General features: G+C 64.2%; 25 protein-coding genes. 15 read left to right on the top strand and 10 right to left on the bottom strand.

The annotated features are described in order from the left end of the window. Positions 1-321: 321 nt before the first annotated feature. Entirely contained in the window at positions 322-1,470 is a 1,149-nt protein-coding gene (locus tag G6N67_RS31690; protein WP_036440865.1) for an SGNH/GDSL hydrolase family protein, read from the bottom strand. A 158-nt stretch (positions 1,471-1,628) separates the two neighbouring features. Here G6N67_RS31690 and G6N67_RS31695 point away from each other — a divergent pair, with 158 nt between their 5' ends. Further along, a complete protein-coding gene (locus G6N67_RS31695; protein WP_036440347.1) occupies positions 1,629-2,438 on the top strand; it encodes an LLM class F420-dependent oxidoreductase in 810 nt (269 codons plus the stop codon). Between the two features lie 343 nt (positions 2,439-2,781). Here G6N67_RS31695 and G6N67_RS31700 read toward each other — a convergent pair whose 3' ends face one another. Further along, entirely contained in the window at positions 2,782-3,354 is a 573-nt protein-coding gene (locus G6N67_RS31700; RefSeq protein ID WP_036440344.1) for a TetR/AcrR family transcriptional regulator, read from the bottom strand. Positions 3,355-3,428: 74 nt separating this feature from the next. Here G6N67_RS31700 and G6N67_RS31705 point away from each other — a divergent pair, with 74 nt between their 5' ends. The 3 genes from G6N67_RS31705 to G6N67_RS31710 all read left to right on the top strand — a co-directional run bounded on the left by G6N67_RS31705 (position 3,429) and on the right by G6N67_RS31710 (position 5,264). After that, the gene (locus G6N67_RS31705; RefSeq protein ID WP_051579230.1) at positions 3,429-4,394 is read left to right on the top strand and encodes an NADP-dependent oxidoreductase; all 966 of its coding nucleotides are present in this window, start codon (positions 3,429-3,431) and stop codon (positions 4,392-4,394) included. Positions 4,395-4,622: 228 nt separating this feature from the next. Beyond that, positions 4,623-4,772, top strand: a complete 150-nt coding sequence (locus G6N67_RS39750; protein ID WP_341271405.1) for an aromatic-ring hydroxylase C-terminal domain-containing protein — start codon at positions 4,623-4,625, stop codon at positions 4,770-4,772. Positions 4,773-4,817: 45 nt separating this feature from the next. Beyond that, entirely contained in the window at positions 4,818-5,264 is a 447-nt protein-coding gene (locus G6N67_RS31710; RefSeq protein WP_051579201.1) for a nuclear transport factor 2 family protein, read from the top strand. Positions 5,265-5,287: 23 nt separating this feature from the next. On the opposite strand, the gene G6N67_RS31715 is transcribed toward G6N67_RS31710, so the two are convergent. Together G6N67_RS31715 and G6N67_RS31720 are read right to left on the bottom strand one after the other, a co-directional pair. Then, complete coding sequence (locus G6N67_RS31715) at positions 5,288-6,397, bottom strand: oxygenase MpaB family protein (RefSeq protein WP_051579200.1); 1,110 nt, start codon at positions 6,395-6,397, stop codon at positions 5,288-5,290. A 472-nt stretch (positions 6,398-6,869) separates the two neighbouring features. After that, positions 6,870-7,436, bottom strand: a complete 567-nt coding sequence (locus tag G6N67_RS31720) for a TetR/AcrR family transcriptional regulator (RefSeq protein WP_036440338.1) — start codon at positions 7,434-7,436, stop codon at positions 6,870-6,872. A 95-nt stretch (positions 7,437-7,531) separates the two neighbouring features. On the opposite strand from G6N67_RS31720, the gene G6N67_RS31725 reads away from it, so the two are divergent. From G6N67_RS31725 to G6N67_RS31740, 5 genes are all read left to right on the top strand, one after another. Next, complete coding sequence (locus G6N67_RS31725; protein WP_036440336.1) at positions 7,532-8,386, top strand: alpha/beta hydrolase; 855 nt, start codon at positions 7,532-7,534, stop codon at positions 8,384-8,386. A gap of 56 nt (positions 8,387-8,442) precedes the next feature. Continuing rightward, positions 8,443-8,601 (top strand): hypothetical protein, encoded by a 159-nt coding sequence (locus G6N67_RS38860; protein ID WP_110798664.1) that lies wholly within the window; start codon positions 8,443-8,445, stop codon positions 8,599-8,601. A 153-nt stretch (positions 8,602-8,754) separates the two neighbouring features. Beyond that, positions 8,755-10,440: a GMC family oxidoreductase gene (locus tag G6N67_RS31730; protein ID WP_036440333.1), complete on the top strand. Its 1,686-nt coding sequence runs from the start codon at positions 8,755-8,757 to the stop codon at positions 10,438-10,440. Between the two features lie 204 nt (positions 10,441-10,644). Beyond that, positions 10,645-11,805: an NAD(P)/FAD-dependent oxidoreductase gene (locus G6N67_RS31735; RefSeq protein ID WP_163642369.1), complete on the top strand. Its 1,161-nt coding sequence runs from the start codon at positions 10,645-10,647 to the stop codon at positions 11,803-11,805. Positions 11,806-12,163: 358 nt separating this feature from the next. Continuing rightward, the gene (locus G6N67_RS31740; RefSeq protein ID WP_036440326.1) at positions 12,164-12,589 is read left to right on the top strand and encodes a pyridoxamine 5'-phosphate oxidase family protein; all 426 of its coding nucleotides are present in this window, start codon (positions 12,164-12,166) and stop codon (positions 12,587-12,589) included. Positions 12,590-12,631: 42 nt separating this feature from the next. Here the strand turns inward: G6N67_RS31740 and G6N67_RS31745 are convergent, their stop codons facing one another. From G6N67_RS31745 to G6N67_RS31755, 3 genes are all read right to left on the bottom strand, one after another. Next, entirely contained in the window at positions 12,632-13,237 is a 606-nt protein-coding gene (locus G6N67_RS31745; RefSeq protein WP_036440324.1) for an LGFP repeat-containing protein, read from the bottom strand. A gap of 127 nt (positions 13,238-13,364) precedes the next feature. Beyond that, on the bottom strand, positions 13,365-13,793 hold the full coding sequence (locus tag G6N67_RS31750; protein ID WP_036440321.1) for a cellulose-binding domain-containing protein: 429 nt from the start codon (positions 13,791-13,793) through the stop codon (positions 13,365-13,367). A 177-nt stretch (positions 13,794-13,970) separates the two neighbouring features. Further along, positions 13,971-14,870 (bottom strand): LysR family transcriptional regulator, encoded by a 900-nt coding sequence (locus G6N67_RS31755; RefSeq protein WP_036440318.1) that lies wholly within the window; start codon positions 14,868-14,870, stop codon positions 13,971-13,973. A 101-nt stretch (positions 14,871-14,971) separates the two neighbouring features. Here G6N67_RS31755 and G6N67_RS31760 point away from each other — a divergent pair, with 101 nt between their 5' ends. Both G6N67_RS31760 and G6N67_RS31765 read left to right on the top strand, forming a co-directional pair. After that, on the top strand, positions 14,972-15,334 hold the full coding sequence (locus G6N67_RS31760) for a YybH family protein (RefSeq protein ID WP_197747941.1): 363 nt from the start codon (positions 14,972-14,974) through the stop codon (positions 15,332-15,334). A 324-nt stretch (positions 15,335-15,658) separates the two neighbouring features. After that, positions 15,659-16,498, top strand: coding sequence for an alpha/beta fold hydrolase (locus G6N67_RS31765; RefSeq protein WP_036440853.1), 840 nt, complete (start codon positions 15,659-15,661; stop codon positions 16,496-16,498). 359 nt (positions 16,499-16,857) lie between these two features. On the opposite strand, the gene G6N67_RS31770 is transcribed toward G6N67_RS31765, so the two are convergent. Further along, positions 16,858-18,129: an MFS transporter gene (locus G6N67_RS31770; protein ID WP_308289842.1), complete on the bottom strand. Its 1,272-nt coding sequence runs from the start codon at positions 18,127-18,129 to the stop codon at positions 16,858-16,860. Between G6N67_RS31770 and G6N67_RS31775 the strand changes: the two genes are divergently transcribed. Continuing rightward, complete coding sequence (locus tag G6N67_RS31775; protein WP_197747943.1) at positions 18,034-19,206, top strand: ArsR/SmtB family transcription factor; 1,173 nt, start codon at positions 18,034-18,036, stop codon at positions 19,204-19,206. The genes G6N67_RS31770 and G6N67_RS31775 overlap by 96 nt on opposite strands. Here the strand turns inward: G6N67_RS31775 and G6N67_RS31780 are convergent. Next, entirely contained in the window at positions 19,118-20,314 is a 1,197-nt protein-coding gene (locus G6N67_RS31780) for a DUF480 domain-containing protein (RefSeq protein WP_036440311.1), read from the bottom strand. The genes G6N67_RS31775 and G6N67_RS31780 overlap by 89 nt on opposite strands. An 89-nt stretch (positions 20,315-20,403) precedes the next feature. On the opposite strand from G6N67_RS31780, the gene G6N67_RS31785 reads away from it, so the two are divergent. Beyond that, entirely contained in the window at positions 20,404-20,805 is a 402-nt protein-coding gene (locus tag G6N67_RS31785) for a type II toxin-antitoxin system VapC family toxin (RefSeq protein WP_036440309.1), read from the top strand. Positions 20,806-20,940: 135 nt separating this feature from the next. After that, positions 20,941-21,225, top strand: coding sequence for a DUF1905 domain-containing protein (locus G6N67_RS31790; protein WP_036440848.1), 285 nt, complete (start codon positions 20,941-20,943; stop codon positions 21,223-21,225). 21 nt (positions 21,226-21,246) lie between these two features. On the opposite strand, the gene G6N67_RS31795 is transcribed toward G6N67_RS31790, so the two are convergent. After that, positions 21,247-21,891 carry a TetR/AcrR family transcriptional regulator gene (locus tag G6N67_RS31795; protein ID WP_036440845.1) on the bottom strand — a complete coding sequence of 215 codons (645 nt, stop codon included), beginning with the start codon at positions 21,889-21,891 and terminating at the stop codon, positions 21,247-21,249. Positions 21,892-21,976: 85 nt separating this feature from the next. On the opposite strand from G6N67_RS31795, the gene G6N67_RS31800 reads away from it, so the two are divergent. Continuing rightward, entirely contained in the window at positions 21,977-22,945 is a 969-nt protein-coding gene (locus G6N67_RS31800) for a zinc-binding dehydrogenase (protein WP_036440306.1), read from the top strand. Positions 22,946-23,032: the final 87 nt, after the last annotated feature.

Below are 23,032 nucleotides of genomic sequence, written 5' to 3' on the forward strand. Positions count from 1 at the left end.
CAGGGCGGTGCGCTCATCTTGCGGCAGCGAATAATCGTCCCAATGTCGGCTGAGTCAACCCAGCCGACAATCAGAGTCTGTTTCCTGCCGCATCTCGGCTGATCCCGCATTCGGGATGCCAGCTTAGGGAGAATTCGGCAGAAGCGAATTTGGCGGCTACCAGTCGAATACACCGCTTTCATCCGGTGGGTCACGTCGCAGCCGGAGTGCCCTTCGGCTGCCTCGCCGGGTCGATCTGGGCGGAAGGTTCTGCCCGCCGTTTGCGTCGCTGCTCGGCTGGGGATATGGACCAGCCCCACAGCGACATTCCCGAGGACACCGCTACCCCAACGCCAATGCGACGAATCGTTCTGCGATGAGGCGATGGGTGGCGGCGTCGGGGTGCAGATTGTCGGGCAGCGGATATGCCGCCTCGTCACCAGGTCCGTACAGGTCGAGACCGTCGACGTAGGACAGGGATGGATCGTCGGTCTGACGCCGTGCCATGATCTCAGTGAGCTGTGCGCGGATGCCCTTGAGCGTGAGCCGCCGTAACCCCGCGTTCGGAACCTCCGCGTCGGCAGGGTCGCCCAGCGCGATGAAACGAATCGTGCCCGCCGCTAGCGCTTCCCCATCGAAACTTCCCGGCCCTGGCGTGGTTTCGTGAATCGGACAGTGCAGTGGGCCGATGACCACGATCGGCGTCGTCGGATGCCCGTCGCGGATGGTGTCGAGGAACCCGTGCACAGCGGGTCCGAACGCGCGTTGGCGCATCAGATCCGAGTTCACCAGGTTGATACCGATCTTCACGCTGATCAGGTCGGCGGGGTGGTCACGAATCGCCCTGGCGACGAACGGATCCAGCATGGCACTACCCGAAAAGCCCAGGTTCACCAGGTCGAGGTTCGCATGGGCGGCCGCCAACGCGGGCCACGTGGTGCTGGGGGTGGCCGCGTTCGAGCCTTGGCTGATCGAGCTGCCCTGGTGCACCCAGATGGGTCGTTCCGACGCAGCGGCTGCGATGGGTGCATCCGTGCGCAATGCCATCAGCTCGACTCGCTCGTAATGCGGGAGCCAGAGTTCGACCGTCTTGTCCTGCGGCGCAAGCCCGTCGAAGCGAAGGGTCGCCACCTCGCCTTGCTCCATCTCTGTTGCACCCGTTGCCGGGTTGATGCGCACCAGATCGCCGCCGTACACCGTCGCATGCTGAACCCGCCGACCGTCGACCAGTAGGTCCACGGCACCGTCAGCACGCGGCGGCACGCCGGTCAACACAACCCGTGTCCGCAACAGATCGAGCTCGATCGCGGTCGCGGCCGTGCGCACCGCTACGCGCACACCCGAGGGCTGCGCTTCAGCGCTCAACAGTTGCGGGTCGTCGCATTGCGCACGTGCGGTACGCGGTAGGCGGTGCGGAAGTTGGCCGCGGCCAGTGTCTTCGAGCTCTGCGAGTCCGCGGAACAGCTCGATGGTGATGGGGTGCGAGATTATGGCGAGGCTCCTCGAGGTCGTGCCCCACGCTACCCGAGTCAGGCCCGCTCGTCGGATTGACGGCGGTCTCCCCACATCGGACCCGCCACCCCGGAATAAATCCCGCACCGGGTGCACTTGGCTCGAGAGTTGGCTCTTTCCCCGACCTAGGAGCATCCATGACCCGTCCCGTCCGCGTCGCCGTGCAGGTCCAGCCCGGCGGTGCGCCCGACTACCGCACGTGGCGTGACGCGGTACTGGCCGCCGACGACCTCGGCGTCGACGTAATCTTCGGCTACGACCACTTCCACCGCCCGGCGATGGAGGCCATCATCGACGGCAAGCCCGTCCTGTCAGACGAGCAGCCCGATGTCGCCAACTTTGAGGGCTGGACCGCGCTTGCGTCGTGGGGCGAGATCACTTCTCACGCCGAGATCGGGCTCCTTGTCACCGGCGTCGGCTACCGCAACGCGGACCTGCTCGCTGACATGGCGCGCACCGTCGACCACATCAGCGGCGGTCGGCTCATCCTGGGCCTCGGTGCGGGGTGGTACGAAAAGGACTACACCACCTACGGTTACGACTTCGGAACCTTCGGCTCCCGATTCGATCTGTTCGACGAAAGCCTGATCCGCATCGAGAACCGGCTTTCGGCATTGATTCCGCCGCCCGTGCGCCAGATCCCGATCCTCATCGGCGGGACGGGGCCCAAGCGCTCGCTGCCCGCCGTTGCCCGGCATGCCGACATCTGGCACGCGTTCCAAGATCTCGACGCGTTCCGCAGGTCCAGTGACCGCGTCGACGAGCTGGCAGCAACGTTCGGCCGCAACGGCGCCGATATCGAACGCTCGACGCTGTGGGAGAACGCCGAAAGCGCCGATGCCTTCCGTGAAGCAGGCGTCACGCTGTTCCAGACCGAACTCACCGCGGACAACGGTTACGACCTCGCGTCGCTCAAGGAGGTGCTCACCTGGCGGGACAACGGGTGAGCCAATTCTGCGCGACGAAAAAGCAGTTGAGTCTGTCGGTGCGCGGACGCGTGCACGGACATCGTCGAGTTCCAGCACACCGGCTGAGAATCCGAGACCCCGTGCCCTCGCTGTGATGACGGCGGCCAGTTCGCTTTGGGTCTCACCGCCTTTGGCGGTTACACTGTGACTCTGGCCGTCGATTACGGCTGAAGTTTCACTCGCAACGGCGACGGATCAGAGTATCTCGAATCCTGAGGATCGAGCACACACATTCAGTCGCAGAAGCGAAGTCATCGACCTGACAGCCGAAATGGTCCGTATCTTGCACCGGCCCGCTTCGACGTCCACCCAGGGCGGCGCTTCAGCGTCTGGCGCGCAGGCCGTCCATCAGGACATTCAGCAGGCGACTTGCCCGTGCATCATGCTCCGGTGGCTTTGCCACAGTGAAAACCCCGATGAGTCCGGCGGCGATGTCCTCGGCGCTGACATCCTCGCGCAGCTCACCTGTTCGCCGACCGGCGTCGAGGATGTCGTCGATCGCCGCGAGCAACTCGGAACGCGTCTGGGCGTGAGCGATCTCGCCGGATTCGACCATCGCGACCAAGGTGTCGAGCATGCCGTTCTTGGTCGCAATCCAGTCACCGAACATATCCATCCAGCGGCGTAGCGCCGCTGCCGGCGGAAGCTGGTCAAGCAGCTCGCGAGCACCCGTGGTCAGTCGCGTGACTTGATCGCGGTACACCGCATCGACCAAGGACTCGCGGTTCGGAAAGTGCCGGTAGAGGGTGGCGATCCCCACCCCGGCTTCACGCGCGATGGCGCGCATCGACGGCTCGGTGTCGGCGGAGGCAAACACCCGCGTCGCCACTTCGAGGAGTTGCTCGCGGTTGCGCGAAGCGTCCGCCCGTGGCCGACGATCGCTCGAGTCATCCAAAGCGGATCACGCTCCGTTTGTGGTACGGTGACTGACGAAACGGAGCATAGTCCATTTCTGTGAAGGAAAATCAGTTGAGTACCGAGGAACAGCGCGTGGACATTTCCGCGACTACCGGCCGAGCAGTGGTCCTCGAGTCATTCGGCGGGCCGGAAGTCCTGGATGTCACCCGAATACCTCCGCCGCAGGCCCGTACGGGACAGATTCGTGTGCGGGTCAGGGCCGCCGGACTGAACCCGATGGACTGGTTCATGACCTCCGACGCGGACACCGCCGCCCGATTCGGCTTGAGCCTCCCGTGCGGGTTCGGCACCGACTACGCCGGGATCGTCGACCAGGTCGGTGACGGTGCGACCAAATTTGCGGTGGGCGACCGGGTGTTCGGCGGCGCCCTGAGCCGCGCGGTGGCCGACTACATAGTCATCGACACTGCGGGAACCATCGCCGCGGGCGGCGCCGCCCACCACACCCCCGACGGCGTCGATGACCGTACTGCCGCCACTCTCGCCATCGCCGGGTCCACGGCCGCCGCGGCGCTCGCCGCGGTCGACCCCGGTCCGGGCGACACGCTGCTCATCGGCGGCGCGGGAGGAGGAGTCGGTGTTTTTGCCGTCCAGCTCGCTCGCATCGCGGGCGCACGGGTAATCGGGACCGGGTCACCCTCGTCAGGCGACGCCCTTCGGTCCCTCGGGGCCGAGCCGGTCGCGTACGGCGACGGGTTGGTCGAGCGGGTCCGCACTCTGGCTCCCACCGGCGTCACCGCCGCGATCGACCTGTACGGGACGGAAACAGTCCAGGCCGCACGAGAACTCGGCGTGTCGGACGAGCGGATCACCACCATCGCAGCCCAGGTCGATGGCGTTATCCCGGCCAACGGCGCGAACGCTGCGCCTGGAGCTATCGAACAGATCGCCGGTCTCGTCGCCGCAGGCAGACTTCGAGTACCGATTGCGGCGAGTTTTCCGATGGAGCAGATCCGCGCCGCGGTCGAGCTTCAAGCCAGCCGGCATGTGCACGGCAAGGTCGTCATCGACATCTAGGTGTCACTGGCCGCGGCCACGATCCGCGATTTGTCGATCGTCACAACACAAAAGTGCTCGATCAGTTCAGCGCGGGCCCTCCCGCACCGATTCGGTATGAAGGTTCTTGATGATCGACGTTCTGATCGCAGGGGCGGGCCCTAACGACCTCATGCTCGCCTGCGAACTCGCCCTTGCCGGGAGCTCACCGAAAGCCTGACCCTCGTCGTCGGCCACCCGATCGAGCCGGTGGCGGCTGATCGGATACTCGTCCGGCCGGACGGTTACGTCGCATGGGCGGACACGACCGAGCGACCCGATGATCAGGACGGCTTGGAACACGCCATGAGGCACTGGTTCGGCGTTGACTTCACACTGCCGTGCCGACGAGCCAACTGACCGTGCCGGCCCGAAACCCCAACAGCACCAAGCAATCACAGATGGATGGAGAAGATGAAGAGTGTAGAACGACAGATCGAAGAGATCCTCGCACGCTACGTTCGCGCCAGCGACAGCCGCGACGGTACCGCACAAGCCGCACTATTCGCACCGGGAGCAGTGATCCAGATGTGGAGCAGGACGGAAGACGGCGGATATATCGAAGCCGCACCAGAGTTCCACACCGAGGACATCGAGTATGCCGTCGCGACCATAATCAAACCCCATCCGCCCGGCGGGTTCAGCCACCACGTGACCACGGATCACATCGTGACTGTCGACGGGGAAATGGCGCACATCAGTGCCCAATTCATCGTCTACGAAGTACGAACCCTCCCTGAGCCGCCGGTCCGGCCCGTCGAGTCCGGATATTTCGAGTTAGACCTTGAACTGCGCGACACCGCTTGGAGAATCGTCCGTAGCGACGTCAAGATGGACCTACCACTATCCTGAAAAGCTCTCTCGGCCTGACCCTTTCAGCCGGAAGCCGGCACCTCGTTCGCCTCATCTGTTGGCGCACTCTCGCGCGCAGCGCGGCGGGCACGACTTTCCCGGAGTGCTTGCTGTGCGGACTCCAGGGTGATTTTGCGTGGGTCGACCCCCTCCCGCTCAAATCCGCTCACCGCGATCGGCAGGTATAAAAACCTCAGCGGGAGCAGACGCTCGACGATCGCATAGAACCGCCGATACATGTGCATAAAGCGACGAGAAATCTCCTCGTCCTCGGGAGTCCACTCCAAACCGAACAGCTCCCGCACGTGGGGCGGATAGCTATTGACGACGACTTGCCGCCGCGCTGCCCACCATGGCCATACCAGCTTCTTCATGACTGTGGGCCACCACCGCGGCGCCAGCCGGGGCTCCATAAATTGTTCCAGCATGACCTGCGTTACCTGAGATTTCACCAAACGATTACGTTCGATGTTGTCCAGATACCGCTCGAAATCCTCGTACGTATCGGGCTGCGAGCGATCGTCCACGCCCAGTAGGCTGTACCACTCCTTGGACTCCTCGAATATCTGCTGCTTCACCGCCCTTGGCATGGATCCCTCGAAGTACAACTGCTCGATGATCACTATCAGCAGATAATGGAAGAACGTCACATGCGCAAAATAGAAAGTTTCCGCATTCAAAGCATTATACGTACCGTCATGCAGAGCGCCTTTGACAGGCTTGTGCATATTCCGAATCTTCAGTCCGTATTTCTTCGCCTCTTCCGGCGCGTCGTAGACCGCGCCATAAATGTACTCTCGGGATCTCCGCGTCCGCTCCTTATATATTTTGGCGCGGGCGCCGAAGGAACTGTCACCGGTGAAAAGGACAGAACCTGAGGTCGCTTGACCCATCTGTGGCCACGCCCCCGCAATGGGGCCCATGACCGGGCTACCGAAAAATGCAACGTCGAGACGCCCCCAATACTTCCATATCAGGGAGCCAGGAGGAATCGGATGCTGACAAAGATCTTTCCTGGCCAAACTGTCATCGCCGGTCAGTTCTGTCACCTTCACTTCATCCGGAATCACCAGCTTCGGATCAAATGTTGTCTGCATGATTTTCTTGAGCGCCTTGAGCCCCCGGGCCGCCATGTCAAACTCCTTGCGTTGCCGAAACCCGTTAGTCGGTAACCTCAGTACCCGGCCGTTCACACTTCCCGTCGCCGGTTAGCTGATCGACTGTGCTCTAAGCATAAGCACCGCCATGTCGGACTGCCTCCCATTTCACCTCGGAAATGATGGCGCCGCGACGAACTACAAAGGCCTTGGTGCGCACGGCATCGCAGACCCCACAGGCACGGCTCACGCACTCACTTGTACGAAATTTTGCCAGTAACAATTACGCTTTCATGAGATGAGTAGACGTCCACCTGCGTCGGACACCAATACTGTTTGCCGGTCCTCCTAATCCATCTGTCGGGTGGCCGGACAACGGTCGCATTCTCGTTCTGTGTGGCGGTCGGCGACACCCGGAAAGCCTTTGCTGAAAATGCTGATTCGGAATGGTTTCGGGGGGCTCGAGTGGCGACAGACCGCGCCAACGCCCCAAAGCCCCGAATGTGCGTCAGCGCTTGCTCATGCGCAGGATCAGGTCGACTGCGTCCTGCGATTGCACCGCTGGGGTCAGAAGTTTTTGCAAGAGCAGGCCGCGAATCGCCGCGACCGCGACGGTGGCCATGCTCAGCGCTTCATCGGTGTCGTGCCCTTCGCGTTGCGCGAGCGATGCCAGCATCGCGGTCAGGTCATCCAGCGAGTCGATGAACTCACGAAACTCCCCCGGGCTGTATGCAGCGAGTCCGACGACGTGAAAGAAGCCGCGAACACGCGACAGCTGCTCCGGGCGGGTGTAGACGCGCCAGATCGCCACGACGAGATCGTCAAAGGTTCCCTGCTGGGCGGTCTTCAAAAGCGCCTCGTTGTCCCGAGACCGCTGCACCGTGAGCATGGCCGCCAAGACGCCTGAGAGCGACCCGAAGTGGTACCGCAGCAGGGCATGGCTGGTCTCGGCCCGGGTGGCGACCTCCCGCAGCGACATCTCCGGTGAGGGAAGGGAGCCCTCGAAGGCATCGACAAGGCGAGCCAGGAGACGGCCGCGTGCGTCGCCTCTGCGTTCCGCGGTTGACAAGACCACGTCTACAGTTTATCCATTGGATAAGAATTATCCAATGGATAAACTCTGCTGAGGGCGCCGCACCGCGAGCCCGGCCGAGTTGTGAAAGGCCCTTGATGAGCCCCATGTGGCAAGGTTGTCTCGCCGACACCGACTATTTCGAAATGCGTTCCAGCGGCGGGCATGACTACGGTCTCTGGGTTACCACACCACCGGGCTACGACCGCACCACGACGCAGGCGCCTGTCGTGTATGTGCTGGACGGGAACTGGGCTGTGGGCATGACGGCTCCCCTCATCGTCACCCAGATGGATCCCATGCAACGGATCCAGCCCTACATCCAAGTCAGCGTTGGTTACGCGGGTGAGGATGCGCAACACTGGGACCGATTGCGCAACAGAGACTTCGTGCCGCCCGGCGAGCCCATCGCCAAGGAGCTCATCGATGCCGTGGAGCTCGGATTGCAAGCCGGCGTCAGGACACGCGAGGAAGCCGATGCGTACCTTGCCGAATTACGCGACACCCACGCCGACCTCTTCCTGAAGTTCCTCACCACCGAACTGCACCCGCGGATCGAGCGCGAATATGGCACCGCCACAGGCGGTCACGGCCTTTTCGGCTACTCCTACGGCGGACTTTTCAGTCTCTATGCCTGGCTGAACGGCACCAGCCTCTTCGAGAGCGTCGGAGCGGGAAGCCCCGGCGTCGTCGCTACAGACAGCCAGGTCTTCGCCCAGCTCCAGGCGATGGGCGATAGCCAGCCTGCCACCAAGCTGCACGTGACCTTCAACGACCGAGAGCTTCTCGGAGACCTCGCCATCTACCGAAACCTCGCGATGAATACGGCGACCATTCTTCATCGCCTCACCTCCCGCAGCCGAGCCGTCACCAGCGAAATCCTGCACGAGACACACGTGACGGGCCTACAGGCATCGTTCCTGAGCTACCTCAGAACCTGCCGAGCCCTGTAGGGACGTCCTGTCACGAATCCGCCCGAACACGCCGGTCGCAGGCGGACAATTGCGGTATGTCCACAGCGCTCTGGATCCTCGTTGCGGTGCTCGCCGTCGGCACCATCGCCGGCGGGCTGTTACGGATACGAGCCTGGTTGCAGCGTCCCGTCCCGCCCGAGGTGATCGAAGCCGCGCGCCGTCGCGAGGAAGAACGCGACGAAGATCAAGACTGACTACACCGCATCCACCGCGTATTACCTTGCCGCCCAACGATCGCCTGCCACTGGTCGCGCAATACCCGCGCGCTCGGCCCCGCACTCGTGAGGCGCTGATACGGTCACCGCACACGAGGACACATCCCATGCGACGGAGGAACAGTGCCGGACATGAGCACCGTCGTCGAATTCGACTTCATCATCGTGGGAGCCGGCAGTGCGGGCTGCCTGCTGGCCAATCGGCTCAGCGCCAACCCCGACCACCGGGTGCTCTTGATCGAAGCCGGCGGCAAGGACAACTGGTTCTGGATCAAGGTGCCGGTGGGCTACCTGTACACCATTGCCAACCCCCGTACCGACTGGTGTTTCACGACCGAGCCGGACCCGGGGCTGATGGGCCGCAGCATCATCTACGCGCGGGGCCGCGTGATCGGCGGCTGCTCGTCGATCAATGCCATGATTCACATGCGCGGGCAGGCAAGCGATTACGCCTTGTGGGCGCAGGCCACGGGTGACGAACGCTGGCTGTGGGGTGGCCCGGACCGTCCAGGCGAGACGCTGGCGATCTACAAACAGTTGGAGCACTACTTCGGCGGAGCCGACGACTGGCACGGCTCGGGTGGTGAGATCCGCGTCGAGCGGCCGAGGGTGCGCTGGAAGATCTTGGACGCCTGGCAGGCCGCCGCTGCCCAGGTGGGCATCGCCCCGATCGACGAGTTCAACCGGGGAGACAACGCCGGCAGCGCCTACTTTCACGTCAACCAACGGCGTGGCCGTCGCTGGTCGATGGCCGACTCGTTCCTGCATCCCGTCGCCCATCGACCCAATCTCACCGTCTACACCCACGCCCAGGCCCTGCAGGTGCTGATGGACGACCAGGTCCACGACCACCAGCGTCGCGGTGCCTGGACCACAGCGCAGCGCCGCGCCACGGGCGTTCGGCTGCTCAAAGATGGTCAGATAGTCGACGTCCGAGCCCGTCGGGAGGTGATCCTGAGCGCCGGAGCGATCGGCTCGCCACATCTGATGCAGGTCTCGGGGCTCGGTCCGGCCGAACTGCTTGCTCAACACCACATACCGGTGGCCGTCGATCTGCCAGGAGTAGGTGAAAACCTCCAGGACCATCTGCAGCTTCGAACGGTCTACCGGATCAAGGGTGCTCCGACCGTGAACACGCTGTACCGGAACTGGATTACCCGTGGGGGCATGGGACTTCAGTATCTGCTGTTGCGTTCCGGGCCCATGACCATGCCGCCCTCCACGCTGGGTGCATTTGCCAAGAGCGATCCGGAACTGACGAGTCCCGATTTGGAATGGCACGTGCAGCCATTGTCGTTGCCCAAATTCGGCGAACCTCTGCACCGCTTCGGAGCGATCACTCCCTCGGTCTGCAATCTGCGACCCAGTTCGCGTGGCCATGTACGCATCGCCGACCCAGATCCGCTGACCAACCCGAAGATTCTCTGCAACTATCTGTCGACCGACGCCGATCGTCGGGCCGCTGTGACCGGCCTCCGGATGACCCGGCAGATCATGGCAGCGCCGGCTCTGGCCCGCTACCACCCGCAAGAAGTGCTTCCCGGCCCCGAACTGGAGAGTGACGAAGATCTGCAGCAGGCCGCCGGCGAACTGGGTACGACGATCTTCCACCCCGTGGGCACCTGTGCGATGGGATCCTTTGATGCACACGGCATCCCGAATTCAGCCGGCACCGTCCTCGACACCGACTGTCGCGTGTATCGCGTCGCGGGCCTTCGCGTGGTTGATGCTTCCGCGATGCCGACGATCACGTCCGGGAACACCAACGCACCGGTCATGCTGATCGCTGAGCGCGCGGCGCGGGCGATCCTGGAATGAAAAGGTAGAGCTACCTCTTCACGCCACACGAGATTGCCGGAGAAGGCAGCATCTACTGATACGGAGCAGGAGCGGTAAGGCTCGCCCACCGCATGGGAAGGTCGTCATCGACTTCTGAGCCGCCAAAGTATGCAGTACCAGCGGTACCGTTTTTCCGTCAAAAGCCGTAGGCTCGTTGCCCTAGGTGTCAGGGAAGGAACCGGGGTGACAGTGTTCGACGTGGTGATTGTGGGTGCGCGGTGTGCCGGCGCCCCGCTCGCGGTGATGCTCGCGCAGAGGGGGCTGTCAGTCTGTGTCGTCGACAAGGCGCAATTTCCCAGCGAGACACCGTCGACCAGCGCGTTCCAGTCCAACGGGATCGATGTGCTTCGCCGCATAGGCGTGCTCGACAATGTGCTGGCCGCCGGCCCGTACACCATCGAGAACGCGACTATCACCAGCACGAACTGCGTTTTCCGGGTAGCCCTCGACCCGGCCGAATACGGTCAGTCACTGGGCATGCGCCGACTGACGATGGACAAGATCCTCATCGACAGTGCTGTCGACGCCGGCGCCGACGTGCGCACCGGATGCCTGGTCGAGCACGTGATCACCGAGAACGGCCGGGCGGTCGGCGTCGCCACCCGCGACGGGGAGATTCGGGCCCGCCTGGTCGTCGGCGCCGACGGGAGAAATTCGACGGTGGCCACATCGGTCGGCGCCGCCGAATACTGCACTCATCCCGCCGGCCGCCTACCCACATGGGCCTTCTACGAAGGCGTTGACCCCGCTGTCGGCTTCTACTTCGGGACGGTGAATCAGGGTCCGGGCCTCGGAAGTTCCGCGTACCTTGGCTTGCCTCTCGACGGCTGCTTCCTGGCATCGGTCAACGTGCCCATGGATCAGCGCTCGGAGTTTCTCGCCGACCGCTACACGAATTTCGAGACCGAACTGGCCCGGTTCCCAGCCCTCGCCGAGGCCGTAAGAGGTGCCACGCGGGTCGGCCCCATACGTGTAATGCAGAAGTGGCACAACTACTTTCGGACCTCTGCAGGGCCTGGCTGGGTGCTTGTCGGGGACGCCGGAAACTTCAAGGACTATTCACTGGGTCAAGGTCAGTCCGACGCCTTCCGGCAAGCCGAACGGCTCTCCGACCATATCGAACGCGGGCTCGCACAGGGGACGTTGGATACCGAAACCCGTCGTGGTGGCGGTGGCGGGACCAGGACGCCTGGCAGATGTATCTGGCCAACTGCTTCCTCGGCGAACCGTACCTACCGACTGCACTCGCTGACACCCTGTTCGGCATCGGCGCACGCGATGCGAACGCCGCCCAGCGGTTCGCGCTGGTCTTTAACAAAGGCGTTGCGCCCCTGCGCATCTTGACCGCGCGCCAATTTGCGAGAGTCGCACCCACAATCGTCGCCAAAGTCGTCGCCGAGTCCCGGCACGACAACATGCGCAGCCTTCGAGCTCTGCTCGGCATGGCACGCTTCGCCGCAATGCTCGCCACGCAACACCCGAAGTCACCGTGGGGAGCCCGACGCTACCGCCCTGTCGCCGGCCGGAACGTGTGGATGCGACGCCAGCGGGAGCTGGCGGTGTCTGGCCGCGATTGCGCCTAGGTTCCGACACTTCGCGGCGTGACTGGTCCGAGCGGCACCGCCGTACGCTGTCGTTCCGAAAGAGATCTGTTCATCTGGTTCGCGGAATAGCTTGGCGGTGCCGGCTTGTTGGGCCGAGCGTGACACCATTCAGCGAAACGGAACGACAGAAATTCCTCGCAGACAAACACATCGGCGTGCTCTCGGTCGACGCGGAGGACGGGCGCCCGCCCGCGAGTGTGCCGATCTGGTACGGCTACGTCCCCGGTGGCGACATCCTGATCAACACGGGAGCCGCCTCCCGGAAGGCACGGCTGATCCAGCAAGCCGGCAAGGTGACACTCGTCGTTCAGCGCGAGGAACCGCCCTATCAGTACGTCGTCGTGGAGGGCACCGTCGTTGACGTCACCAACCCCGCGCCGCTGGAGATCAAGCATGACATCGCCATCCGATACCTGGGCGAAGAAGGCGGCCGCGCGTTTGTCGCGAGCATGAGCGACGTTGCCAGCGTGTTGTTCACGGTACGACCTGACCGTTGGATCACCGCGGACTACTCAGACGCATAGCGCCCTGTCGATCAGTGCGCTCGGTCGGCCAACCGGCAGCGCCTACAACCCGGACGGCACGACCTTGCCGTTGACAGTCACTTCGACCTGACCGGACTTCGTGTTGTACGAGATCTGGCCGTGTTCGAACGTCTCCACGAGCAGATCGCCATCGGCGGTCTCGTCGCTGGTGGGTGCGCCGAGCGGACCCACTGAGCCGTTTTCGCCGGAGACCGCAGGCGTGCCGTCCGGATCCCGTGGGATGTTCCACGCCTCCCGGATCTTGCCCCAGGTGATGTATGCAGGCGTGCCCGCCTCGCCGTTCTTGGCGGTGATCACGCCGCCCTGGAACTGCTGAAACAACAGGCCGCTCTCCCGTGCCCCCGCGTTGCGGTCACCGGTCAGTGGCTTGCCGAGAGCGTTCCGTTGTTTCTCGGTTGCCGACGAGTACTTGGCAGCGATCGGGCCGGTCAGCGTCACCTCGACGTCCCTCTCCCCGATCAGCTTCACTTCGGCGGGCGCCGGGCTTTCGGTCGTGGAGGTGGCGATCAACTCGACCTGAGGCGGCGCTGACGCGTCGACACTCGTGCCGTTGCTGCAGCCCACGGTGATGAGCGCGACGGCGGCCAGGCCGACGACTGCCGTGTGGCGGTATGTGGTCGTCCTCATGGGTTTCGTCTCGCGCCTTCCTGTGGTGTCGGTCAGTTGCGGCTGAATCCCTCGTCCGGCCGGACTATAACCGAATTACAGAATTGGCGCGGGCTGTCGCACCGACCCCGCGTTGACCCGCACACCTTCAGGTGCAGCGATACAGCCCGTTGAGCACGCAATTCGACGGTGGCGAGTAGGTGCCGCTCAGCACGCCCCTCAAACCGCCTGTGGCGGTACCCCCCGGCGCGATGATGCGATTCCAATTCGCCGGAGTGAGCACATAGTGCGTGCCGTACTGCGCAAAGTTGCTGCTCCACGTGTGCGAAATGGATTCACCCGCAGGCAAGTCGAATTCGAGCCGCCAATCCGTCATCGGCACCGTGCTTGCGTTGACGATGGTGAAGTGGGCGATGAACCCCGTTTGCCACGTCGATGACACCGACAACCTCGCCGCGGCCGCAGCCGCCTGAGCTACCGGGGCGATCCCGAGGCAGGACATGGCAATCGCCAAGGCCACCACTGTTACCCGAAGCGTAGCGTTCCAGCGCTTCACACCTGCTTCCAGTCCGGCCACAGCAGACCACACTAAGACCAGCCAGGCGATGCCGGCTCCCCGCAGCACACAAGCTGCGGTACCTTTGCTGAACTGAAACCGTCGCGAGATTTTGCTCTCTGCCCTGACCCCGGTTGGTTGATCCAGGATGTATGAGAGTCCTGCAGGCCACGTTGTGGGCAGGAAGGCTCCACGGAATCATGGCGACGATGAAGCTGCACCACGCTCGAATGCCTCGCGCACTTGGGGTATGAACACCCGCAGCGCGGGGCTCGGCGACGGCGACCACACCACAGCCAACAACGCTGGCAACGCTATCCCGGTCAGTGGTACGGCGGACAAGTGGTCTCGGTGGGCAGCGGTCATCGACGCGCTGAGCACTCCGATCCCGAGCCCGCGTTCGACGAGGTCCGCCACGGTATCTGCCGCAGTCGCCTCGACCGTGATATGAGGGATGAATCCCGCAGCGGCGCAACCAATGTCCAAGGTGGCACGGATCCCGGTGCCGGCCGGCATTGACACGATCGGCTCGCCGTCTAGCTGATCGATCGCGATCCGCCGCCTCTTGGCCAGCCGATGCCCCAACGGCACCAGGGCAACCAAGTTCTCGCTGGCAATAGTCATTGCGCCGAGCCAGTCGGGCGGCTCGCCGGCCGCACCAACTAGGGCCATGTCAAGATCACCTGAACCGACTGCGTCGATCATTTGCTCCGAATTGCCCTCTTGGACAGATATTTCCACGCCTGGATGATCGCTGTGGAACTTCTCGATGGCGATGAACAACGGTGTGATGGTGCAGCCGACCACCATGCCGATGCGGAGTCGCCCGCGCAATAGACCCACGACGTCGTCCACCGCCTCCTGCACGCTTGCCGCTGCCGCTAGCGCGGCACGGGCAGGTGTGAGTGCTGCCGCTCCGGCCGCCGTCAACTTCGCGGTCCGCGTCGATCGGTCGAACAGTGGATGACCGAGTTCGTGTTCGAGCTGTCGGATCTGCGCGCTGATGCCCGATTGGCTGATGTGGACGCGCTGCGCCGCCCGGGTGAAGTTGGCCTCCTCGGCCACCGCTACGAAGTACTCCAACTGACGCAATTCCATAACCAGTGATTCTAGTTATCAGAAGAACAATCTGTTGGACTTCTATATCTGTCCGGTGCAGGGTGGATTCATCAAACAGAATTGGAGGCGAAAGGACTATGGTGACCACCCGCGAGAAGGCACTGCGCCCCGAGGATCTGACCCGCCTGTTCGTCGAGCGCGCCAATGCTGGCGACGCCGAAGGAATCGCGCTGCTCTACGAGAAAGACGCGGTGATCGCCTACCCACCGGGTCGCCAGACCGTCGGCAGAGCGGCGATTCAAGCCCTATGGCAGAAGGTACTTGGCAACCGGCCACACTTCGAACCGGAAGAGCCTCTGCCGACGCTGATCTCCGGTGACCTCGCACTGACCTCGACCCCACCCAAGGATCAAGTCGGCGCCCGCGCCCAGGTGGTTCGCCGCCAGCCCGACGGCAGCTGGCTACGGGTACTCGATCAACCCGAGTTCACAACAGGCCGTTGACCTTCCGACCTTCTCGTGTGCTGCCGAGTCGGCCACCCCAGCGCCTAGAGGACCGCGTTCATCTCCCAGGCGCTTCCGCCGAGGAGGGCATGCGCCTGAGTGATTCTCATCGCGTGACGACAAACCTGGAACCCCATCGACGAAGGGTCCGACTGGCGATCATTCGGTCTGTCGCCGGTCCGCACGCGGACTACCGCGGGTAAGCCCACCTATGACACCGCGGGGTGGTTGACCAATCGATGAACTACGAAGTCTCCAACGATGCGACCCCAATCGGTTTCGCAACATGTGAACAAGCCCGACAAATATCGCGGAGGAAAGCCGATGGCCGACAAGAAGTACGCCAGCCTGGCCGTGCCCGGTGCCCAGTTGCACTACGAAGTTCGCGGCGCTGGCCCCGTGCTGCTGATGCTCACCGGCGGACATGGCGACGCCCACACCATGGACGCGCTGGCCAACCACCTTGCCGACCAGTACACAGTTGTCACCTACGACCGACGGGGACTGTCACGGAGCAAGATTGACGTTCCACCGACGACACTTCGCGTGGAGACACACAGTGAGGACGCCAGCCGCCTTCTCACCGCACTGACGACCGAACCTGCATTCGTGTTCGGCAACAGCATCGGAGCGCTGATCGGGCTCGACCTGACCGCCTCCCACCCCGCCCAGGTTCATACCCTGGTCGCCCACGAACCGCCGCACCCGCCACTGCTGGCACCCCTCGACAGAACCCACGCCGAAGCGACGCTACAAGAGATGGAGATAACCAATCGCACCACGGGGCCGATTGCCGCCCTCGGGCTCCTCGTGGCAGATATCGGCGCGACCTACGACGACTTGGAACCAGGGGTCGAACCACCACAGCGGACCGGACCGGCTGCTGCCAACCTGAACTTCTTCCTCACACACGATCTCCCCGCAGTGACTCACTACAAGCTGAACTCAGCGAAGCTACAAGCAGCATCCACCGGAATCATCCCAGCCGGTGGCCGCGGCTCACGAGGAACCTGGCCCAACCGGTGCGCGGTCGCATTGGCCAATCGCCTTCGCACAAACATGGTGGAGTTGCCCAGTGACCACGTCGGCTATATGACTCACCCGAGGGCCTACGCCAGCGCGCTTGCACGCATCTTTAGCGGACTGACCGCCTCGCCACACTGAGCGGAGAGCACGTCGCAGAACGACCTCAGGCTCAACATCAGGACGCCAGACTGTTGCAGATCGGCGGCGTCTGCCTACTCATCTCGGTAATGGCCAGCCTGGATGCTTCCATCGTGGCAGTCGCTCAGCGCACGTTCGTCATCGAGTTCCACTCCACTCAAGCCGTTGTCGGCTCGACAACGACCTGATACGTCCTCGGGCTGGTGACCGTCACCCCGATGGCGGAGTGGGGAGCCGACCGATTATTCCGGCGGCTTTCCTCCCGAGGAAGCAGGCAACGATCGCTTCCGGTGCACTGATTTCAATGCGTATTCGGTCCGCGTCTGGCTCGTCCCGGGATGGCACGCGCAACTCGAGTTTCACCCCGTGGGTTGCAGGGCGAGTTCACGGACCGAGCGACTGCCGAGCGGCGTGAGTGCTGCGGCCACAAATCCGATTCCCGCGTACAGAGCGACGGTGGCCGGCCCCAACCATGCCGCGGTCGGTCCGACGAGTAACTGTCCGACGGGGACACAGGTGTAGGACAGCAGATCGTTGTATGCCGAGATGCGGGAGAGCTCCTGTCGGGGGACGTGCTGATGAACACAGCTGTCCCAGGCGATCGAAGGAGCAGCGAATCCCAGCCCGGAGACGAACGCGCAGAGCAGAAACCAGGGCGCCGAAAGACCGCCACCCAAGCCAAGAAGCCCGAACGCGCCCAAGGCGGCCAGAATCTGGCCGGCACACAGAAACCGTTGTGGGGCAATGCGGTACAGCAGCACACCCATCAACAGGGCGCCGATGGCGCGCACACTCAACGCCATGCCCCACACCGGCGCGGTGGCCAGCTCTGGGCCCAGGATTTGCCATGTTCCCGTGCCCACCAGGTTGATGACCGCGAATGACGCAGTGGTCGCCCACAGCCAACGTGTCGATCGGAATGTGCGCCATCCCTCGCATATCTCAATGAGCATGCCGCTCCTGCGGGGGCTGGCCGGCGGCGTCGGGGCCAGTCGAAGTCTCGCGAAGATCGCCGCGGCAGCCAGGAAGCTGATGGCGTCGACGGCGACGGCGATGCCACCACCGCCTGCCGCGACGAGCACACCGGAAACGGCCGGCCCGAGAACCTTCGTGAGGTTCTTTACAGTTGCCAGTGCTGCGTTGGCGCGTGGCAGTCGGGCGGACTCCACCAGATCAGGCACGATGCCGCGCAGCGCAGGTGAAGCCAACGCCTCCAATGCACCGTTGACGAATTGCAGGCCGGCCACGAGTGCGAGTTGGTAGTGGCCGGTGAGCAAGACGGCGGCGACGGCGCCTTGGGTCAGTCCGGCCCCAAGATTCGTCCCGATCAAGAGGGCACGCCGCGACCAGCGATCGCCCAGCACCCCGCCCACCAGCAACAAACCCAGATGCGCCGTGACCTGAGCGGCCAACACCACTCCGAGGTCGCCGAGTCGATGCGACGCCTGCAGCACCGCCAGGCTCAGTGCGACAGGCGTCATCGCGCTCCCCGCGAGCGAGACCGCCCTGCCCAAGACGAAGCAGCCGAACGGCGTGTGGACCGCGCTTCGCAGCGCCGACAGTCGCATAGCCGGACAGCATGGCGAGCGCAACGGTACAGTTGCCATCCTTACGACAAAAGGCGCAAGCATATGACGCTTCTCAAGCTCAGTCCCAATGCGCTGGCCCACTGCCGTTTCGCCATCTCACCGCTGGCCGAAACTGTGGGCGTCATGATCACGTTGCAACGCCGATGCACTGATCCCGCCGTGGCCCGCTGGCACGCTGAACATCAGCCTGCCTACCGTCGCTGGCTAGGCGCCAACCCGATCGCGGCCGCACTGTTGCCGCTGATCGCCAGTACCAAACGATTCCCCGACATGATCGCTCTGCCGCCGGAGCACGGCATGAACACCCGCTTGAGCGACGAACTCGCGACGATGACAACGTTCAGCGATGAGCAAATCCGCGCCGGGGTCCGTGCGGCCGCGGCGGCGAGCTGGAAAACCCACCGCCTCGACTGGCTCGACACGCCCAACCTTGCGGCTCGCACCGCGGAGCTGTTCCAGCAGGGCTGGCAGCAGTTCGTCGAACCGGACTGGCCGCGACGACGCGGCGTTCTCGAGCGCGACATCATGTACCGGGCCGGGCTTCTCGCGGCTTACGGCTGGAGGCACACCGTCGAGACGATGAAACAACGCTCAGTCTGGGTGGGCGACAACGCCATTCGATTCAGCAATCTGCACTGGCCCGACCGCCTCATCGATGACGGGCTCATCTTTGTTCCCCGCACGACAACCGGCGGTTGGTGGACGTGTGAACAACCGCCGCGTTACGCCCTCGTCTATTCCGCCTACGGTCCCCACGCCGCGCCGACCGCCGGCGCCGACGGCGGCACCGACGCCCTGTCCACCCTGCTCGGGCCGGGCCGCGCCCGCATCGCACGCCAACTTCAAATCCCCGCCACCAGCACCCAATTGGCACACATTCTCGGCCAGTCCCTGGGCACCGTGAGCAAGCATCTCGCCGTATTGCGCGATGCGGGAACAGTCGCCGGAACGAGAGTCGGACGCAGCGTCACCTACCGCCTGACCGAACAGGGGCACCAACTGGTGCAACTCCTCGACGAGAGGCCGGCAATCAGTCCCGACGGGCCAGGACATACAGCCGCTGCGTGGTCTCGTCGCGCCACTCGTGCGGCCCGCGGAGATACCACTCGACGGCGGTGAGCCCAGCGGCTTGTACCGCCGCAACGACGACCGCCACGTCATGCAGCACGACATCCAGCGGCGGCACCTCAAGCTCGAACCAACTGGTCACTCGGCGCACGTCGTCCCCCGCGTGCAGAGCAAGGACCAGTAGACCGCCGGATGCGAGTGGCCGAGCCAGGGCTGCAATGGCACTGGGCAGTTCGGACGCCGCCAAGTGGATGAGCGAATACCACCCGAGCACAGCGCCCCAGCCGACAGCAGCCGCCGGCCGCATCAACCGACGCAGATCACCCACCTGGTAGCTGACGTCGGGATAGCGCTGCTGCGCCTCGACAATCATCTCCGGACTGAGGTCGAGTCCCTGCGCGGCAGCGCCGGCGGCGGCCAGGTACGCGGTCACGTGGCCCGGACCGCAGCCCGCATCCATCACCGGAAGCTCGCCGGCAGTCTCCGCCACGCGGTCGAGCAGCCAGCGCTCAAACGGCAGTCCATCGAGTTCGTCGGTCAACTCACGCGCATAGGTGGGCGCCACGGCGGCGTATGTTGCCCGTACCCGGTCATCGCGGGCCTCGGGCGAGTCCTCGATGGGTGCCTCGCGGTCGACCGCGGGTCGCGCGGGCATCTCCCCCGTCTCGACCGGACCCAGCCGGTGCACCCATCGGTGGTCCTGCTGGCCTGGCCGTCGTTCGAGCCGCCGCACCAGCGGTTGGTCTCGCGCGGCCATCCGTTCCAGGCACGCCTCCACCGCGGCGCGGTCGGTGAACGGGAAGAGCCGCTCGGTCCGGGTGCGCAGCTCCCCCGGCGCCTGCGCCCCGCGCAGCAGCAGCACGGTGAGAACCGCGCGCTCGTCATCTGCCAGATCGAGGCTCTCCGAAAGTGTCTGGTGATACTTCAGGGTGCGCCGTCCGGTGTCGGCCCACACGATGCGTAACAACCCACGGTCCTTGAGCGCGCGGGCCGTCGATTCCACGGTCCGCTCGTCGAGTTCCATCACCGGCTCGCGGCTGCTGGTCTGATTGCAGGCGGTGCGGAGACTGGAGAGAGTCAGCGGGTATGACGCGGGAACGGTGACCTGCTTCTCCAGGAGGCTGCCCAGGATCCGCTGCTCGACCGGCTCGAGGTCCATGCAGCAGACCTTACTTCCACCCGCCCCGAGCGGTCGTGCGCTTCATCCTCGTTGTCCAGATCCAGACCGGACCATGCGAAGGTTCTGGCATGACAACATTTGTCGTCGATGCACAGGTGGCCATCAATCTCGCGGTCAGCGGGACAACCCTTCCGCCACAGCACAGTCTGGCGGCGCCGACGCTGCTGCGCTCGCAGGCGCTCGCCCTGGTGTATGAATCTGTGCACCGCGGCGAGATCGATGAACGCACCGGTCGGAAAATTCTCGACGATATTCGTGGGCTACGGATCCGGCTTCTCGGGGACCGGTCAATGCAGGACCACGCATGGCGAATTGCCGCCAAGCTCAACTGGCCCGACACCTACCGGGCCGAGTACATCGCGCTGACCCAGCTACAAGCCGACGCGCTGGCCACCGCGGACAGCCAACTCGCGGCCGCGGCCCGTGCATTCGTCGAGACGGTGTCGCCCGCCGAGATCACGCGACCGTGAAAATCACGACGTACACCCGTGGCCCGTGGATCGAAGGCGATGAGTTTCTGTCTGCAGCGCAGTCCAATTGAGCAGGATGATCACGGTGAGAGCGCTGATCAGACCGCCCCCGCGACAGCAAGGAGCACCACGATCATGGCAACCCCACAGGCCCTGGACATCACGTTCACCGCTCGTCTCGGCAAGGCGCGTCCAGGAGACACCTGGACTTGCGTCCAACTGCCCGACTCGGCACAGATCTTCGGCACGCGCGGTCTGGTCAAGGTCGCGGGCACTGTCGACGGTCAGCCGTTCACCGGGGCGTTCATGGCCCTGGGCGACGGCACCCACAAGCTCCCAGTTGCTGCTGCCATCCGCAAGGCCATCGGCAAGAACGACGGTGACGACGTCGAAGTGCACCTCACCGAGCGGCTGAACTGAGCCTTTGGGCTCCACCGAAACTCAGCGGTCCGCGACGCGACCGGGCACTCCGAACGGCAACGATCCCGGGGAGCGTGGCAATCTGCTGTTCGCACCGGACTGCCGAAACGCATCGATGGCAAGGGCAGCGAACCGGCGGGCTGCCGCCTCTCGGACCGAAGGCGGCGTCGAGGACAGTCCGCGTCCGGCCAACAGGACGAGCACGAGATCGTCGATGACGAAGTCGTGACGCAGCTCGCCGGCCGCCTTGGCCCGATCGGCGAGCTGTGCCAGCGACCGCAGCAGCGATGCGCGGTGGACGGCCAACGCATGCAGCTGAGGATTCGCGGACATGAACGCGTCCACGAAGCCCTGGTTGCGGCTGTTGAGGACACTGATCCGGTCGATCACCGAACAGAACCCTCGCCACGGGTCGGGATCCGCGCAACCGTCGTCCACGATGCGGTGACACTCGCGCATTTCGTCCGCGAAAGCGGCATCGACCAACATCTGCTTCGTCGGGAATCGTCGGTACAGGGTTGCGGCGCCTACGTTCGCGTGGCGCGCGACCTCGCGCATGGTGACGTTCATTCCCCGTTCTGAGAAGAGCTCTCGCGCGACCTTGAGAAGACGGTCGCGGTTGTCCCGCGCGTCGGAGCGGAGCATGTGAGGCAGTTGATCGCTCATGGTTCTCACTTCACGGAAGTGGACGCAGGCGTCCATTACCGTCGCAACGGTACCGCAGCGAACGGCGAGCTCGACGGAGGCGACAGTGCGCGCAGTGATCATCCAGGAATTCGGCGACCCGAGCGGCATGGCCGTGATCGACACAGCGTCTCCAACTCCCGCGCCGGGGCAGGTGCTCATCGAGACAGAAGCGATCGGAGTGGGCGGGGTGGATGCCGTGATTCGCCGAGGCGCTGTCCCGGGCTTGGGTTTTTCCGAGGGACTGATCCCGGGCAGCGAGATCGCAGGCACTGTGACCGCGGTCGGCGCAGGTGAAGACCAATCGTGGGTGGGTCGGCGGGTATGGGCGTTCACCGGAACCGGAGGCGGCTACGCCGAGCAGGCGGTCGCGCAGATCGACAAGGTCACCGAGCTGCCGGCCGGTTTGTCGGCGAATGACGCAGTGACGCTGGGCGGTTCGGCTACCGTCGCGCATTTCGCACTGGCCCATGCTCACTTCTCCCCTGGTGAGTCGCTGCTCGTGCGCGGTGCGGCGGGCAGCATCGGCATCGCGACTGTGCAGCTTGCGGTTCGTGGAGGGGCGAGCGCAGTCGCGGTGACGACGTCGTCGCCGGAGCGCGGAAGTCGACTCCGCGCTCTCGGAGCGACACATGTACTAGACCGCGCCGGAGGCGGCGACGCCGCTGCGCCGACGTCATTCGACGTGATCATCGACATCGCGGGTGGGCCGGCGCTGCCGGAGTTCCTCGACCGACTCGCTCCGAACGGGCGGCTGGTCCTTGCCGGCATTGTGGCCGGCATGCCGCCGGCGGATTTCGGCATGCGGCTGGTGGACGTGAGTGCGTTCCAACGGTCCCGCTCATTCGCGACGTTCAGCCTCGACGCAATCCCGGCCGCTCTCACCGCTTCGATTCGTACGAAGCAATTTCGTGCGGCGATACACGGCGACCTGCGTGCCGTCGTGCACCAAGTCCTGCCTCTCGAGAAAGCCGCTGAAGCCCACCGCCAGATGGACATCGGCGAGGTATTTGGGCGGATCGTCCTTACGCCCTGACGAAGACGCGCAAACCAACGCTGCCCTCGCCGCACGCGGACATCTGCGAACATCAGAAGGTGGCTTCCCGTGCTCGCAGGTCGCGCC

It is taken from the genome of Mycolicibacterium mageritense, assembly GCF_010727475.1.
Classification (GTDB): domain Bacteria; phylum Actinomycetota; class Actinomycetes; order Mycobacteriales; family Mycobacteriaceae; genus Mycobacterium; species Mycobacterium mageritense.

Coding starts and splice junctions, on each gene's coding strand:
- G6N67_RS31695 (WP_036440347.1), top strand. CDS start 1,629: ATGACCCGTCCCGTCCGCGTCGCCGTGCAGGTCCAGCCCGGCGGTGCG.
- G6N67_RS31710 (WP_051579201.1), top strand. CDS start 4,818: ATGGAGAAGATGAAGAGTGTAGAACGACAGATCGAAGAGATCCTCGCA.
- G6N67_RS31715 (WP_051579200.1), bottom strand. CDS start 6,397: ATGGCGGCCCGGGGGCTCAAGGCGCTCAAGAAAATCATGCAGACAACA.
- G6N67_RS31725 (WP_036440336.1), top strand. CDS start 7,532: ATGAGCCCCATGTGGCAAGGTTGTCTCGCCGACACCGACTATTTCGAA.
- G6N67_RS38860 (WP_110798664.1), top strand. CDS start 8,443: ATGTCCACAGCGCTCTGGATCCTCGTTGCGGTGCTCGCCGTCGGCACC.
- G6N67_RS31730 (WP_036440333.1), top strand. CDS start 8,755: ATGAGCACCGTCGTCGAATTCGACTTCATCATCGTGGGAGCCGGCAGT.
- G6N67_RS31745 (WP_036440324.1), bottom strand. CDS start 13,237: ATGAGGACGACCACATACCGCCACACGGCAGTCGTCGGCCTGGCCGCC.
- G6N67_RS31755 (WP_036440318.1), bottom strand. CDS start 14,870: ATGGAATTGCGTCAGTTGGAGTACTTCGTAGCGGTGGCCGAGGAGGCC.
- G6N67_RS31765 (WP_036440853.1), top strand. CDS start 15,659: ATGGCCGACAAGAAGTACGCCAGCCTGGCCGTGCCCGGTGCCCAGTTG.
- G6N67_RS31770 (WP_308289842.1), bottom strand. CDS start 18,129: ATGCTTGCGCCTTTTGTCGTAAGGATGGCAACTGTACCGTTGCGCTCG.
- G6N67_RS31780 (WP_036440311.1), bottom strand. CDS start 20,314: ATGGACCTCGAGCCGGTCGAGCAGCGGATCCTGGGCAGCCTCCTGGAG.
- G6N67_RS31785 (WP_036440309.1), top strand. CDS start 20,404: ATGACAACATTTGTCGTCGATGCACAGGTGGCCATCAATCTCGCGGTC.
- G6N67_RS31790 (WP_036440848.1), top strand. CDS start 20,941: ATGGCAACCCCACAGGCCCTGGACATCACGTTCACCGCTCGTCTCGGC.
- G6N67_RS31795 (WP_036440845.1), bottom strand. CDS start 21,891: ATGAGCGATCAACTGCCTCACATGCTCCGCTCCGACGCGCGGGACAAC.